Annotated in this window: 13 protein-coding genes; 9 read left to right on the top strand and 4 right to left on the bottom strand. The window is 42.8% G+C overall.

Going from position 1 to position 14,877, the window contains the following annotated elements:
* Positions 1–64 precede the first annotated feature (64 nt).
* The 7 genes from OO007_RS02170 to OO007_RS02140 all read left to right on the top strand — a co-directional run bounded on the left by OO007_RS02170 (position 65) and on the right by OO007_RS02140 (position 5,588).
* A complete protein-coding gene (locus OO007_RS02170) occupies positions 65–658 on the top strand; it encodes an OmpH family outer membrane protein (RefSeq protein WP_325807564.1) in 594 nt (197 codons plus the stop codon).
* The gene (lpxD, locus tag OO007_RS02165; RefSeq protein ID WP_325807563.1) at positions 655–1,692 is read left to right on the top strand and encodes a UDP-3-O-(3-hydroxymyristoyl)glucosamine N-acyltransferase; all 1,038 of its coding nucleotides are present in this window, start codon (positions 655–657) and stop codon (positions 1,690–1,692) included. Before OO007_RS02170 ends, lpxD begins: the two co-directional genes overlap by 4 nt.
* 8 nt (positions 1,693–1,700) lie before the next feature.
* Positions 1,701–2,177, top strand: a complete 477-nt coding sequence (fabZ, locus tag OO007_RS02160) for a 3-hydroxyacyl-ACP dehydratase FabZ (protein WP_243651445.1) — start codon at positions 1,701–1,703, stop codon at positions 2,175–2,177.
* A complete protein-coding gene (lpxA, locus tag OO007_RS02155) occupies positions 2,150–2,950 on the top strand; it encodes an acyl-ACP--UDP-N-acetylglucosamine O-acyltransferase (protein WP_325807562.1) in 801 nt (266 codons plus the stop codon). The genes fabZ and lpxA overlap by 28 nt, the downstream gene beginning before the upstream one ends.
* A 163-nt stretch (positions 2,951–3,113) precedes the next feature.
* Positions 3,114–4,280, top strand: a complete 1,167-nt coding sequence (gene lpxB, locus OO007_RS02150) for a lipid-A-disaccharide synthase (protein ID WP_325807561.1) — start codon at positions 3,114–3,116, stop codon at positions 4,278–4,280.
* Positions 4,281–4,282: 2 nt separating this feature from the next.
* The gene (gene rnhB, locus OO007_RS02145; protein ID WP_325808049.1) at positions 4,283–4,864 is read left to right on the top strand and encodes a ribonuclease HII; all 582 of its coding nucleotides are present in this window, start codon (positions 4,283–4,285) and stop codon (positions 4,862–4,864) included.
* Positions 4,865–4,934: 70 nt separating this feature from the next.
* Positions 4,935–5,588 (top strand): glutathione S-transferase family protein, encoded by a 654-nt coding sequence (locus tag OO007_RS02140; protein ID WP_325807560.1) that lies wholly within the window; start codon positions 4,935–4,937, stop codon positions 5,586–5,588.
* Positions 5,589–5,827: 239 nt separating this feature from the next.
* On the opposite strand, the gene dauA is transcribed toward OO007_RS02140, so the two are convergent.
* Both dauA and OO007_RS02130 read right to left on the bottom strand, forming a co-directional pair.
* Positions 5,828–7,546 (bottom strand): C4-dicarboxylic acid transporter DauA, encoded by a 1,719-nt coding sequence (gene dauA / locus OO007_RS02135; protein ID WP_131904385.1) that lies wholly within the window; start codon positions 7,544–7,546, stop codon positions 5,828–5,830.
* A 530-nt stretch (positions 7,547–8,076) separates the two neighbouring features.
* Complete coding sequence (locus tag OO007_RS02130) at positions 8,077–8,931, bottom strand: zinc-dependent peptidase (protein WP_325807559.1); 855 nt, start codon at positions 8,929–8,931, stop codon at positions 8,077–8,079.
* Positions 8,932–9,128: 197 nt separating this feature from the next.
* Between OO007_RS02130 and dnaE the strand changes: the two genes are divergently transcribed.
* The gene (dnaE, locus tag OO007_RS02125) at positions 9,129–12,620 is read left to right on the top strand and encodes a DNA polymerase III subunit alpha (protein ID WP_325807558.1); all 3,492 of its coding nucleotides are present in this window, start codon (positions 9,129–9,131) and stop codon (positions 12,618–12,620) included.
* 8 nt (positions 12,621–12,628) lie between these two features.
* On the opposite strand, the gene OO007_RS02120 is transcribed toward dnaE, so the two are convergent.
* Both OO007_RS02120 and OO007_RS02115 read right to left on the bottom strand, forming a co-directional pair.
* A complete protein-coding gene (locus OO007_RS02120) occupies positions 12,629–13,159 on the bottom strand; it encodes a hypothetical protein (RefSeq protein ID WP_325807557.1) in 531 nt (176 codons plus the stop codon).
* Between the two features lie 136 nt (positions 13,160–13,295).
* Complete coding sequence (locus OO007_RS02115) at positions 13,296–13,670, bottom strand: metalloregulator ArsR/SmtB family transcription factor (RefSeq protein WP_325807556.1); 375 nt, start codon at positions 13,668–13,670, stop codon at positions 13,296–13,298.
* A gap of 188 nt (positions 13,671–13,858) precedes the next feature.
* Between OO007_RS02115 and OO007_RS02110 the strand changes: the two genes are divergently transcribed.
* Positions 13,859–14,860: an ArsJ-associated glyceraldehyde-3-phosphate dehydrogenase gene (locus tag OO007_RS02110; RefSeq protein ID WP_325807555.1), complete on the top strand. Its 1,002-nt coding sequence runs from the start codon at positions 13,859–13,861 to the stop codon at positions 14,858–14,860.
* Positions 14,861–14,877: the final 17 nt, after the last annotated feature.

Raw genomic sequence — 14,877 nt, 5'->3', positions numbered from 1 at the left:
ACAGAGTAACGAATAATGAGAGTTGCTCTGTAAAAAACAATGCACACCTAGTACAATTCGTCTCATGTTAAGAGATAAGCTTATATATAGAATCAATAAAGGCAGTAAACGCTTGGCGTTTATTGCCTTTGTTTTTTGTGCGCAACTGTTTGCCGGTAGCAATTTGTTTGCGAAAGAATTTGTATCGGTAGGCGTTGTCAATGTTACTTTCTTAATGGAAAAAGCACCTCAGTCAGAAGTGGCGAGTGCCCAATTGAAAAGTAAATTTTCTCCTCAAGAACAAAAGCTGGCTTTAGAGCTTGATGAATTAAATAAGTTAGAAATTGAGCTAGAGAAAATAAAGAAATCCAAAAAGAATCTGAATCTGCAGCGTCAAAAAGAACAAGAGCTCCGCTCTAGAAAACGTATCCGTAGCCGGTCACTTCAGGACTTTAGAGAAGAACTTCGTTTCGCTCGTGATTCCGCCTTAGATGATGTCCAAAAAGAAGTATTCAAAGCTATTGATGAAGTAAGAATTCAACAAAATATAGATATCGTATTGCAGGATTATGTTTCTGCGAGCCAATCAGTCGATATCACTCCTTTGGTACTAGAGTATTTAAAGAATAAACTGGATGGGACACAAGCTCGAAGTACTGCGGAAAACAAGCCGAAATGAAGGTTAATTTAGAACGCCTAGCCGAATTGACAGACTCAAAGGTTAATGGCGATAAACTTCTCGAAATCAATGCGGTTGCATCTTTGCAAGATGCAGGCCAGGGGCAAATTAGTTTTGTCAGTAATCCCAAGTACATACCCGCTCTTGAGAGTAGCAATGCATCGGCAGTGATTCTTTCGCCAGAACTGGCAAAAGAATACGAGGGTAATTCGCTCATTAACAGTGATCCGTATCTTACTTTTGCTAAAGTACTCAAAATAATTTACTCAAAAGAAAAGTTAGCAGGCTTTATTCATCCTACTGCCATCATTCATGAAAACGCCGAAATCGCCGCTGATGTGAATATCGCAGCTAATGTGATCATAGAGTCAGGGGTGACAATAGGAAAAGATACGCAGATAGGAGCAGGTAGTTATATCGGTGAAGGCTCACATATACAGGAAAATGTACTCATTAATCCCAACGTGACCGTCTATTCTGATACTAATATTGGAAGAGATTGCATCATTCATTCCGGAGCAGTCATAGGTTCTGATGGATTTGGTTTTGCACCGACTAAAGATAAAAGCTGGTACAAAATCCCCCAGATTGGAAATGTGATCCTTAAAAATGATGTAGAAGTCGGTGCAAATTGCACAATCGACCGAGCTGCGTTAGGCGCAACAATCATTGGAGAAGGCGTCAAACTAGATTGTCAAATACACATTGGACACAACGTTACCATTGACGATTTTTCGATTATGGCTGCAGGCACTGTAGTAGGTGGAAGTACTTCTATTGGTAAGCGTTGTCAAATAGGCGGCGCATCAGCCATATCAGGCCATTTAGAAATCGCGGATGATGTTGTTATCACTGGTAAATCAATGGTAATAAAATCGATCAAAAGTGGGGGGGTGTATTCTTCCGGGATACCATCTGATGCTAACTCTAAATGGCGTCGTAATGCTGCCAGATTTAGACATTTAGATGAGATGGCTAAAACAATCAAAGAGCTTGAAAAAAGGCTGACTATAACAACGACAAAAAGCGAGTAAAACTGATCATGACTGAAAGTAACAGCAGCGTACAAGAAACCGTTATGGATGTTAATGAGATTAGAAAGTTTCTTGCTCATCGTTATCCCTTTCTATTAGTCGATAAGGTTGTTCAACTTGAACCTGGGCAATCTATTACTGCGATTAAGAATGTAACGATTAACGAACCTTTTTTTAATGGGCATTTTCCAGAAAAACCCATAATGCCCGGAGTGCTTATTGTAGAAGCAATGGCACAGGCAACCGGTCTGCTAGGTTTTAAAACGATGGGTGATGACCCGCAGCCTGATTTATTGTATGTCCTGGCAGGGATTGATAAAGTCAAATTTAAGCATCAGGTTGTACCTGGCGATCAATTGGAACTTTATGCAGAGATCATCCGTCATAAAGGACCTATGTGGATCTATAAAACAGAAGCACGTGTAAACGGAGTTGTAGTGACTTCAGCCGAAATTAAATGTGTAGCAACGAAAACAGAAAAGTAATGAGCATTCATCCAACAGCAATAATAGATCCCTCAGCAGAGTTAGCCGATGACGTAGAAGTTTCCGCTTATGCCGTCATTGGGGCAGGCGTTACAATAGATAGTGGCACATGGATTGGTCCGCATGCGGTTATCGAAGGCCCGACGACCATTGGTAAAGAAAATCGAATATTCCAGTTTGCTTCTGTGGGTGCTGAGCCACAAGACAAAAAATACAAAGGTGAAAATACGACACTGATCATAGGTGATCGTAATGTGATTCGTGAAAGCTGTACCATTAATCGCGGTACAGCACAGGATATTGGTTATACCGAAATTGGTGATGATAACTGGATCATGGCCTATGTGCATATTGCTCATGATTGCGTCGTAGGCAATAGCACTATTTTTGCGAATAACACCACGCTTGCAGGTCATGTCACAATTCATGATTTTGCCATTTTGGGTGGTTTTACACTGGTACATCAATTCTGTCATGTGGGTAAGCATTCATTTACTGGAATGGGAACAGCGTTGGGCAAAGACTTACCGCCTTTTGTGATGGCAACAGGTGCGCCAGGAATACCTCGTGGAATCAATAACGAAGGGCTCAAGCGTCATGGCTATAGCTCTGAAGAACGCGCGAACCTCAAGCAAGCATATAAAAAACTCTACCTGAAAAATTTATCATTAACGGACGCTATTGCAGAATTAGAAAGTGCTGACGATTCTCACACCAAGTTGATGGCTGAATTTTGTCAACGCAGCCAAGCCGGGCGTGGAATTATTCGTTAAGGACTGAGGGTATTAATTATATGCAAAACTATAACTTGTCTTTTTGCTCCAGTTCGAATGATCTCAAATCGTTGCATAGAATAACTATGCGCCTTTTGCGATTATTCGAGCTGAAACAAAAATTCAGCGTCTACTTTCGCATATTATTAAATCCTAAGTCCTGATGCGGATCGCAATCATAGCCGGCGAGGCATCTGGTGATATTCTAGGTGCGCGTTTAATAGAAGCACTCAAAGTCCATTACCCGCAAGCCACATTCGAAGGTATTGCGGGCAAGGAAATGCAGCAAGCAGGTTGCACAACAATGTACGCGATGGATCGATTGTCACTGATGGGATTCAGCGAAGTACTGCCTCGATATCTTGAATTAACTAAATTACGCAATGGATTGATAAAGGACTGGATTGCAAATCCACCTGATTTATTCGTAGGCATCGACGCGCCAGACTTCAATCTAAAAATAGAAAAGAAACTCTACCAAGCCGGGATTCCAGCGGTTCATTACGTAAGCCCATCTTTCTGGGCGTGGCGTGAGGGTCGTGTAAAGAAAATGGTGAATGCGATGAGTTTAATGCTCACCCTTTTCCCTTTCGAAGTCGACTTCTATAAAAAACACGGTATTAGAGCAGAATTCACTGGGCATCCACTGGCTGATGAAATCCCTGTTGATGCAGAACCGATAGTTGCCAGAGAGCAACTAGGTTTAGCCAATGATGCATTTATTCTGGCAGTTCTCCCCGGGAGTAGGATGGGCGAGATAAAACGAATCGCGCCTGATTTTCTTAAAGGCTTGAAGTTGATTTATCAGAAGCACCCAGATTGGACATTTGTCGCGCCTTTGATCAATGAAAAAGTGAAGCAAGAATTCGATAACTTAAAGCAGGAAATTGCACCTGAAGTGCCGATCATTTATATCGACGGACAATCACGCCTTGTGATGCAGGCGGCAGATCAAATTTTAATGGCTTCAGGTACCGCTGTATTAGAAGGGATGTTGGTTGGCAGGCCAATGGTGGCGGCTTATCGCGTTACGCCGACTACGGCTAAAATAATACGTTTATTCAAGATGATTAAGTCGAAGTACTATACTTTGCCTAATAATCTCGCCAATGAATTTCTGGTACCAGAATTGATACAGGAAGATATCACTGCGGATAAGGTCTTTCACGAAGTTGAGCAGCAGTTTTTGCAAGATGAAGCTCAGAGAAATCACATGCTCAATCGGTTCGATGAAATCCATAAGCAACTATCACAAGATGCCAGCAAAAAAGCAGCGCAAGCTATATATAATTTGTTGCAAGACACAAAAGCCGAAGGAGTAAACTCTTGAGTATAAGGTTCGTAGCAGGTGTTGATGAAGTAGGTCGCGGTCCTCTAGCCGGAGCAGTAGTTGCGGCAGCGGTTATTCTTGACCCGAAAAAGCATATAGAAGGCCTCGCCGATTCGAAAAAGCTTAGCGAGAAAAAGCGTAACGAACTGAATATAGAAATCAGAGAAAAAGCACTTTGCTGGGCTTTAGGCAGAGCAGAAGTCGACGAAATAGATGATATTAATATCCTTCAGGCAAGTCTGCTGGCAATGAAACGCGCTGTTGAAGGGTTATCTATTCTGCCTGATCACGTCAAAATCGATGGCAATAAAGGCATTGATATGGATATCTCGATGGAGACCATTATCAAGGGTGATTCTAAAGTTGCCTCTATCAGTGCGGCTTCGATTATTGCGAAAGTAGCCCGTGATAAAGAAATGACAGAGCTTGATCTATTGCATCCAGAATATGGATTTGCTCGTCATAAAGGTTATCCTACAAAACAACATAGAGAAGCGTTGATCAAGTATGGCGCTTTAATCGAACACCGCAAAAGTTTTAAGCCAGTTAAAGAGGCTTTGGAATGTCGGGTTCAGCAGAACTAACAATGAAAAATAATCGGCAGATTATTTCTTAACTTATCAATACTTAACCTAAAAATACAGGTACACACTTATGTCAAAGCCACGTCTTATTAGTTTTAACGTATGTCCATTTGTGCAACGTAGTGTCATTTTAATGCAGGAAAAAGGCGTTGAATACGATATTGAATTTATCGATGTTTATAATCCACCAGAGTGGTTTTTAGAAATTTCTCCGACTGGTAAAGTGCCTGTATTGCAAGTTGGCGATGAGGTTTTATTTGAATCGGCAGTCATCAGTGAATACCTTGATGAAGTTTACCCACCATCGCTTCACCCTGCGGACCCATTAACAAAAGCAAAGAACCGTGCCTGGATAGAATACAGCTCGGGACTTTACTCTGGCACATTTCAATTATTGATGGCAAAAACCAAAGAAGATTCGGATAAAGTCATTGCAGAAATGACTAAAAATTTAGAAGGGTTTCAAAAAGCCAAACAGGCAGAGCCTTGGTTTAACGGTGAAGCGTTTTCATTGGTTGATATTGCTTCTGCTCCTTTCTTCATCCGCGCTGATTTTTTCAAAACGCATTTTCAAGTCGATATTCTAAAAGACTTTCCTGTATTGCAACAGTGGTCAGCCTTAGTGCGTGAAAGACAAAGCGTTAAGGATTCAATTGTCGATGGTTTTGAGGAGCTGTTGAAGAAAAGAATGGTTGCTAACGAAAGCTATTTAACGCAAGACTAATGAAAAAGGGCATAAATAAATCTCCCAGAAATAATGCCCTAAAATAAATGCCCCAAAGTAGGGGGGTGACATTTAAATACACCAAACTACAGTAAACACTGTTACTGGAAGTAAAAAAGACGCCCCTCTACTTATGAATGATATTTATGCGGATATGCCTTCCCTTAGGGGCTGCATTAAATAATTATACTTTTGTCTCGATAAACATCGGTTTTATCGTTATCAGCACTTTTTGATCGTTAGTGGGCTTCAGTGCTCTCAAGCATTTGCTTAGCGATTGAAACGCCATCCGTTAACGTCCTCGAGAATTGAATTCTCCCAGGCTTATATCGGATGCCAGCGCGTCGTAGTTTCAGAATCATTCTCGGTTGTAAGTTATTAATGACCAAACCTATTTTCTGCTTCTCAAGACTGTCTTTGATAGATTCCATGGCAATAATGGCGCTCATATCAAGCAAGTTGACTTTGGACATGTCGAGAATAATTACTCGTACATCCGGCGTTACCTGTGAAATAACCTGTAGCGCTTTTTGCGCCGAGCCAAAAAATAATGGGCCATTAATATCATAGGCTGAAATATTATCAGGGAGCTCGCCATGCTCTCTAAACGCTTCATGGTTTTTCTCCACCCGGGTAGTGTTGGTCAGGCTAATACTTCTGCGAATAAATAACATCGCCGCCAAGCCCATGCCGACCGCAACGGCTATCGTCATATCAAACAGTACGGTCAGAATAAAGCATAACAACAGCACGATAACATCATCTCTAGGGCCGATTTTTATGGTTCTAATAAAGTGCTTCGCTTCACTCATATTCCATGCAACGACCAATAGTAAAGCCGCCATCGAAGCCATTGGGATATAAGCAAGCAAGGGTGTGAGCGCTAGTATCGAAGCTAAAATGAACAAGCCATGCACAACTGAAGATAAGGGCAATGTGCCGCCTGCTTTTATATTGGCGGTGGTACGTGCAATCGCTGCCGTGGCAGGAATACCGCCAAATAAAGGTGCAATTAAATTACCAATGCCCTGACCAATCAATTCATCATTCGGGTTATGTTTTTTACCCGACATGCCATCCGCCACAACGGCGCATAGCAGTGATTCAAGCGCCCCTAAAATCGCAATAGTGATTGCCGAAGGTAGCAGTAGCTTAACCAGTTCAAAACTAATGCCAATTGGTTTGCCATCTGCTCCGGCCAAGTTCCAGGGCCAGTCAAAGGCAGGCAGAAAGGGAGGGATACCATTGCCAGTCACGCCATTGGTATCATAATGAAATCGACTGCCGATCGTCGCTACTGAAAAATCCTGACTCATTTGACTGAGTAACCAAGCAACCACAGACCCTAATAGTAACGCTACCAAGTGCCCCGGAATTTTTGAATGCAAGCGCGGCCACAACAATAAGGTGGTAATAGTGAGCCCACCGATCAATAGTTCCTGCCAGTCAACACTCGGCAAGGCATGTATGATGAGAGAAAGCTTTTCCAGATAATCGCCATCCAGCGCTTCTATATCGAGCCCTAAAAAATCTTTGATCTGGAAAGTGGCAATTACGACACCAATGCCTGCGGTGAAGCCTATGACAACGGGATAAGGGACTATTTCAATCAGTTTCCCCAGCTTGCCGACACCCATGAGTATCAAAATAATACCCGCCATAAAACCACTCACCAGCAATCCGCCAATACCAAATTGATGAACAATAGGAAGTAACACAACGACAAATGCCGCAGTAGGACCAGATATATTAACCTTAGAGCCACCACTAATGGCGATCACAATACCGGCAACAATCGCCGTGTACAAACCATGTTGCGGCGGTACACCACTGGCTATGGCAAGTGCCATAGAAAGCGGCAGCGCAATAACACCAACCGTTAAGCCGGCAAGTATATTTGATTGAAAATCGGAATAAGTGGGCTTGCTAGATAGAGACTTTCTTAATGCTGAAAACAATGGAGTTTACCTTCAAAGATTTGATACTCGTTTTGTAAAAATGCGAGCAGTCATTGAATTTCTTCAAAGATGTTAACCGTTTAGGGTAGTACTCAAATAGTACTTAAAGCTCGCTGATTCGATTGTGATTCATGAATCTATTTCTAACCCGATAGAATGTGGGCGTTAAAATGCGTAACTTTGTCTATAGAGAGAACAATGTTATGGGACTTAAAAATTAATGGCTTTATCGCCATAAAATCCTCAAAAAGTATTTAAAACGATGTATCAGCAAGCATGACAATGCTTGTTTAGACTTTATATTTTAACAGATTTGCAATATGTTTTGGTTGATTTTATTTACTGTATGGTTAAATAAAAATTAAGTTAACCGCCAATAAATGCCTATCTCAGGCAAGTCATGGAAAATTAACAGTCATTAACGTTCAAAAGGCACCCCCCACCTTTGGGGCACTTTTTTATCTCCTCTCCGTTATCTCATCGATTTAGATAATCTTGCGCTTTGATATCCGTGCTCTTACACAATCAAACTAGGAATGACTGCTAACGTAACAACATCGCTTATAGCGTTTGCCACTGCCACATGGGCAAGGCGCTTTTTTTCTGGGTTTAATCTGTTTTGCAATGGCGGCAACATCCTGACGATAGAAAGATTTCAAAGTCTCGTAAACCTCAGGGTGCTTGCGACATAACATACTGGGTCTTTCAAAAAAGTATTCTGTAGCAACCGCAAAAAACTCCATTGGGTTTGTCCCGCCGTAGTCTCTGATATTGCTTTGCTTGCGATGAATTTTGTCGATTTCTTTTCTAACTAAATCTAACCAGGGTACAGAGTACACATTGTCCGATAAGCGTTCAGGAAAGCCATCTAGACCACCATCGACAGTATCCAGTAAATGCGAAAATTCATGCAGCGCCACATTCTTTTTATCCCGATCGTTGGAAAAACCATAATGCAAAGCGGGCTTGCTTAAAATCATCTGCCCTCTCATTGCACCAGTTCCGACCATGCCTTGAATGCCCGAATCCGGTTGACCGAATTGTGAATGCTCATTAAACGAACCAGACACCAAAGACACCGTGTGTAAGTTCACATAATACCAATCAGGAAAACGCCAAACGAGCATGATAGCGGCAGATGCAACCAGCAACTTATCTTGCTCAGTTACCTCAACATCGTGACCTATAATTTGAGTGGTTTGTAAAAATATCCCGGCTCGTTGTTCGAATACGCTTTTTTCTGTCTCATTCAAGGCAGCGTAAAAAGAAACATTTTGGGAGAGGAAGGTTCGTAGCTCATTACTCAGAGGTTTTAAGTCAACCGCGGTGTCGTTTAAGCCAAATAATCGGGTAAAAAATTGTTTAACAGTTTCCAGCAAAGACATAGCGCTTACCTGATCTAATGTTTGTTATTATTATCAAGCATATAAGCCCTGATTGTTTCAGTTTTTTTCGAATAAAAACTGCCTAAAAGTAGGGGGGTGTCATTTTTAATATCCTAAAATTACTTAAAATTAGATATACTATCTCCCTAAACACACCCCCCTACTTATAGCCCTTTTTTTGCTGGTATAGTTATTTAATGTCCTTTGTCCATCTTCGTTTACACACCGAATATTCACTAGTCGATAGTACCATTCGCATCAAACAGTTGATGCCCGTCGTGGAAGAGGGCGGTATGCCTGCGGTGGCGATGACGGATCAGAATAACTTGTTCGGTATGGTTAAGTTTTATCGTGCGGCACGTGGGGCTGGTATTAAGCCAATCTTCGGCGTGGATGTGATGCTTGTCGATGAAGAAGACGATACTTTGACTTATCACATGATCCTGCTGTGCCAGAACGATGCGGGTTACAAAAATGTTACGAAGCTGATTTCCCGTGCCTATATGGAAGGCCAAAAACTCGGCGTGCCACGTGTACAACGCGACTGGATTAAAGAAACCAGCGACGGCGTTATTATGCTTTCAGGCGGTCGTCAGGGCGATGTGGGACATGCACTATTAGCGGGTAATAAAGAGCTGGCGCAGAAGCTAATCAATGATTGGAAAAGTGTTTTCCCCGATCGTTATTATGTGGAATTACAGCGCACCGGCAGAGCGGGTGAAAATGAGTATTTGCATGCTGCCGTAGCGCTTGCTGCTGAAAACGAACTTCCTGTGGTCGCGACCAATGATGCGCGTTTTCTGACTCAGGATGATTTTGAAGCGCACGAAGCACGTGTGTGTATTAACAGCGGTTATACCTTGGACGACAAGACGCGTCCGAAACACTATAGCGATCAGCAATACCTGCGTAGTGCGGCGGAAATGGAAGAGTTGTTTTCGGATATTCCCGAAGCGCTGGAAAACACCATTGAAATCGCTAAGCGCTGTAATGTTGAGCTGACTCTGGGTAAAAACTATTTACCAGAATTCCCGATTCCTGAGGGAATGACAGAAGGCGAATTCTTTGCACAAGAATCAGTAAAAGGCCTGGAAGAACGCTGGCCACATATCTTTGATGAAAGCGTACTAAACAACCCTGAAGAGTTTGCCGAAAAACGTAAACCTTATGATGAGCGTCTGCAGGTTGAGCTAGACGTTATCAATGGTATGGGTTTCCCCGGTTATTTCTTAATCGTTGCCGACTTTATTCAATGGTCTAAAGACAATGATATTCCTGTCGGCCCGGGTCGTGGTTCTGGTGCGGGTTCACTTGTCGCTTATGCCTTAAAAATTACAGATATTGATCCACTTTTATATGATTTGCTGTTCGAGCGTTTCTTGAACCCTGAGCGTGTCTCAATGCCCGATTTTGATATCGACTTCTGCATGGATAAACGCGAAAAGACGATAGAATATGTGGCCGAAAAATACGGTCGAGATAAAGTATCGCAAATCATCACCTATGGTTCGATGGCGGCAAAAGCGGTGGTACGTGATTGTGGTCGAATCCTGAATCATCCTTACGGTTTTGTCGATCGCATCGCCAAATTGATTCCATTCGAAATGAAGATGACGCTTACCAAAGCGATGGATCAAGAGCCAGACTTAAAAGATCTGTACGAACAGGATGAAGAAGTTAAAGCCCTGATGGATCTGGCATTAAAGCTCGAAGGTTTAACCCGAAACGCGGGTAAACATGCGGGTGGTGTTTTGATCTCGCCAAGCAGTCTGGTCGATTTTACCCCGCTGTATTGTGAAGAAGGCGGAAGCATTGTTTCGCAATTCGATAAAGATGACGTAGAAGCGGTGGGCCTGGTTAAGTTCGATTTCTTGGGTCTAAGAAACCTGACAATCATCGACTGGGCAGTAAAGAGTATTAATACTCTTAAAGAGAAGAAAGGCGAAGCACCGATTCGCATAGAAGATATTCCACTGGATGATCAGGCATCATTTGACTTATTACGTGCGGCAAAAACCACCGCGGTTTTCCAGCTGGAGTCACACGGAATGAAGGAGCTGATCAAGCGACTTCAGCCAGATGTGTTTGAAGATATCATCGCATTGGTGGCGTTGTATCGTCCGGGGCCATTGCAGTCGGGCATGGTAGATGACTTCGTTGCGCGTAAAAAAGGTGACCAGAAAGTTACCTATCAGCACCCTGATTTAGAGCCGCTCCTGAACACAACTTACGGCGTAATCGTATACCAGGAACAGGTAATGCAGATCGCACAGGTGCTTGCAGGTTACTCGCTCGGTGGCGCTGATATGTTGCGTCGTGCGATGGGTAAGAAGAAACCCGAAGAAATGGCTAAACAGCGTGAAATCTTCATGGAAGGTTCGGCCAAAAATAACGTTGAGCCAGCCAACGCGACAGAAATATTCGATTTGATGGAGTTATTCGCTGAGTATGGTTTCAACAAATCTCACTCGGCAGCATACGCTTTAGTTTCGTATCAAACGATTTGGTTGAAAGCGCATTATCCTGCGGCATTTATGGCGGCGGTATTGTCGGCAGATATGGATAACACCGAGAAGGTTGTGACCTTCGTCGATGACTGTCTGCAATTTGGTTTGGATGTTGTGGCGCCGGATATTAATCGCTCGCATTATCGTTTTATCAGTGAAGATGAAGGCAATGTGATTTTCGGCTTGGGTGCTATCAAAGGCGCTGGTGAAAGCGCTATCGCTGAGATCATCGAAGAGCGAGATAAAAATGGCCCATTCAAATCGATGGCTGAAATGTGCCAGCGTGTTAAATCGAGAAAGATCTCAAAGCGTATTTTAGAAACGCTAATCCGTGCGGGAGCGTTTGACAAATTAGGCACTAACCGTCGTAGTTTGATGGAAGGATTACCAGAAATCGTACGTATCGCCAGTCAGCAACATCGCGATGATGATGTCGGTCAAAACGATCTGTTTGGTGGTTCGATAGCCGTAGAGCAAGATGAAAAAGTGACGCCGCACCTGGAAGAGTGGGACGAGAAAATTCGACTTCGTTACGAAAAAGACGCGATTGGTTTGTACATTACGGGTCATCCAATCAATGCGTATCAAGAAGAAGTTGAGCAGCTTCGTTCGCGAAGTCTAAAGCAAATGGCGGAAGACGACGGGCGTACCCGTTATTCGAAAAAACCAATCACTCTGGTTGGTCTGGTTTCTGCCATTCGTACTCAAACTACAGATAGAGGCAAGCGCGCCTTTGTTACTCTGGATGATAAAACCTCCTACTACGAAATCTTTATCTTCAGTAATGTCTATGAGCAATACGAAGATCTGATCAAAAAAGAAGAAGTGCTGGTTGTCGAGGGCTCATTAAATTCCGATTATGCCACTGGCGCAGTACGTTTGCGTATCGAGGCCTTGCACGATATCCAGAGTGCGAGAAATAGCTTTTTGCGTCGACTCACCTTGAGTGTCGATAAAAGCCAGACCGCCAACGGACTGCTGGACAAGCTCGATGAGTTGTTGCCAACGAAAACGCACGATGGTGAAGCTGGTGGTCAGTGCCCTGTTTTCATTAGCTACGAAACGGATAGTGAAAAGGCAGAATTGCGCCTTGGGCCTGATGTCAGCGCGCCATTGGCAGACGAAGATATCAAGTTACTGAAAAAAGCCCTGGGTGATGATCGGGTGAATCTAGTCTACTAATCAGGCATTTATTCCAGATTAGGCTTTGCGTATTCAAAATATTTTGAATTATCAAACAGCATACTTTCGTTAGATTCAGGATTCCATAAGCTTCGGGGTTGGTTAATCAAATCCCCCAGATAATAGTGAATCGCGCGTGAAGTCGCTTGCCCATAATTGGTAATCGAGTGAATGACGTCTGTATCCAGTTGCCCAACACACGGTGCTTCAAAATCAATGCGCTCAGTTTGTAGCAATTCACCATTTGACTGTTTCTTGTAGATCAGATTCGTTTCACAACCTTCGTAAAAACCAATGACTACCGGCATTTCATGTGAGTGGGGCGGAAACTGCAAACCTGGCGTTAGTTTGATGGAATAGATGGTCAGCTCGTTTGACGCATGCAGCAGTATTTCGTCGTCATCTGTTACTGGCAGAATCTCAGCAAACCAATCTGGCTTACTTACAGTCTTTTCCAGTAATTCTGTCAACGCCTCTAGTGGCTTTGCAGAATGTGCAGCAGCTACGCTAGCGTTGATGAAGTCATCCAGATTCTTCATAAAATCCGCTCCTTATATTTGTGTATTCGTACGTTTTAGTCTGTATTAATTAGGGTAAAGCCACCCCCCTACTTTGGGCGAGTTTTTTTAACAAGTTACATTTATGACGAGTCAGGTGCTTCTTCTTTCTCTGCCTCTAAATGCAAACACTAGCGCCATCGGGTAAAAGCGTCTTTTTGATTTTTGCTAAATCCGCTTTATAGGGTTCGTTATCAAAACAGCCTGAAGACAAGGCGAGTAATGTTTTATGACACCATGTCGGCATTTCAGGATGCAGTCGATAAAATATCCAGAGTCCTTTGCGATTATCCAGCAAAATTTTCTTTTCTCGTAATACTGCAAGATGTCGTGAAATCTTCGGTTGCACCATATCCAGTGCCTCTGTTAACTGGCAGACACACAATTCGTCTTCTTCAATCAGCAACATTAAAACGCGCAGACGGGTAGGGTCAGAAAGCGCTTTGGTAAATTCTTCCGGAGTTATTTGTGAAGTAATCTGTGAAGTCATCATAGTGGCAAGAGTGTAACATTCAGTTAAATAAAGAGTGAGATAAGAATAGTGTAAAGAGCTGCAACTCTTGACGTAAATAGTCGCGATTATTAAATTTTTATGACAATAGTATATATGTTAATGCATATATCTGTTTTGGCGAATATACTATGTATCACTTTTATATGCATTATTGACGGAGTAATACTATGACAACAAGCATCGGAATTAATGGTTTTGGCAGAATGGGGCGTCTTGGTCTTCGTGCTGGCTGGGAAAATCTAAATTTTAACTTTGTTCACATCAACGAAATTAGTTGTGATGCTGCAACCTCGGCACACTTGCTCAAGTTCGACTCGGTACATGGAATATGGGGGCCAGAATGCAATAGTAGCGGTACTGGGAGCATAAGTATTAATGAATCAACCATTGCTTATAGCTCCAATCAGGCGATCGCGGATACCGATTGGTCAGGGTGTGAGATTGTCATTGAGGCGACGGGTAAGTTTAAAACAGTAGAGCAATTACAAGCGTACTTTGATCAGGGTGTTAAAAAAGTCATTGTTGCTGCTCCCGTTACTGGCGCTCTGAATATTGTTTATGGTGTTAACGATGATTTATATGATCCGAATGAACATGATTTAATCACGGCAGCTTCCTGCACCACCAACTGCCTCGCGCCAGTGATTAAAGTCTTGCATGAAAAAGTGGGCATTGTTCATGGCTCCATGACGACCATTCACGATATAACCAATACGCAGACCATTATCGATAAAGGCCATAAAGACTTACGTCGTGCGCGTGCCTGCGGCGAGTCGTTAATCCCTACGACTTCAGGTTCTGCAAAAGCCATTATTCAGATTTTCCCCGAACTTGAAGGCAAGTTGAACGGAATGGCGGTACGCGTTCCCTTGTTAAACGCATCATTGACTGATCTCGTTATAGAAGCTTCTCGCGCGGTCACTGCAGAAGAAGTTAATGACTATTTCAAAGAAGCGGCAGAAGGTGAATTAAAAGGTATTTTGGGCTACGAAGTACGCCCGCTGGTATCGGTAGATTATAAAAACGATCCGCGCTCTGGCATTGTTGATGCGCCTTCGACAATGGTTATAGATGGCACGCAGCTTAAAGTTTTAATCTGGTATGACAATGAATGGGGCTATGTGAATCGCATGATGGATATAGCGAATAAAGTGGCGAGTCATTTATAAAAAAGTACTTATAGATT

Source organism: Cocleimonas sp. KMM 6892 (genome assembly GCF_035798195.1).
Taxonomy (GTDB): domain Bacteria; phylum Pseudomonadota; class Gammaproteobacteria; order Thiotrichales; family Thiotrichaceae; genus Cocleimonas; species Cocleimonas flava.
The sequence above is the reverse complement of the archived record's forward strand: the minus strand, read 5'-3'. Positions and strand labels throughout refer to the sequence as shown.

What these genes read in the sequence shown, in the direction of transcription:
- OO007_RS02130 (WP_325807559.1), bottom strand. Translation starts at nt 8,931, where the DNA reads ATGTCTTTGCTGGAAACTGTTAAACAATTTTTTACCCGATTATTTGGC.
- dnaE (WP_325807558.1), top strand. Translation starts at nt 9,129, where the DNA reads ATGTCCTTTGTCCATCTTCGTTTACACACCGAATATTCACTAGTCGAT.
- OO007_RS02170 (WP_325807564.1), top strand. Translation starts at nt 65, where the DNA reads ATGTTAAGAGATAAGCTTATATATAGAATCAATAAAGGCAGTAAACGC.
- fabZ (WP_243651445.1), top strand. Translation starts at nt 1,701, where the DNA reads ATGACTGAAAGTAACAGCAGCGTACAAGAAACCGTTATGGATGTTAAT.
- OO007_RS02140 (WP_325807560.1), top strand. Translation starts at nt 4,935, where the DNA reads ATGTCAAAGCCACGTCTTATTAGTTTTAACGTATGTCCATTTGTGCAA.
- OO007_RS02120 (WP_325807557.1), bottom strand. Translation starts at nt 13,159, where the DNA reads ATGAAGAATCTGGATGACTTCATCAACGCTAGCGTAGCTGCTGCACAT.
- OO007_RS02110 (WP_325807555.1), top strand. Translation starts at nt 13,859, where the DNA reads ATGACAACAAGCATCGGAATTAATGGTTTTGGCAGAATGGGGCGTCTT.
- OO007_RS02115 (WP_325807556.1), bottom strand. Translation starts at nt 13,670, where the DNA reads ATGATGACTTCACAGATTACTTCACAAATAACTCCGGAAGAATTTACC.
- lpxD (WP_325807563.1), top strand. Translation starts at nt 655, where the DNA reads ATGAAGGTTAATTTAGAACGCCTAGCCGAATTGACAGACTCAAAGGTT.
- lpxB (WP_325807561.1), top strand. Translation starts at nt 3,114, where the DNA reads ATGCGGATCGCAATCATAGCCGGCGAGGCATCTGGTGATATTCTAGGT.
- lpxA (WP_325807562.1), top strand. Translation starts at nt 2,150, where the DNA reads ATGTGTAGCAACGAAAACAGAAAAGTAATGAGCATTCATCCAACAGCA.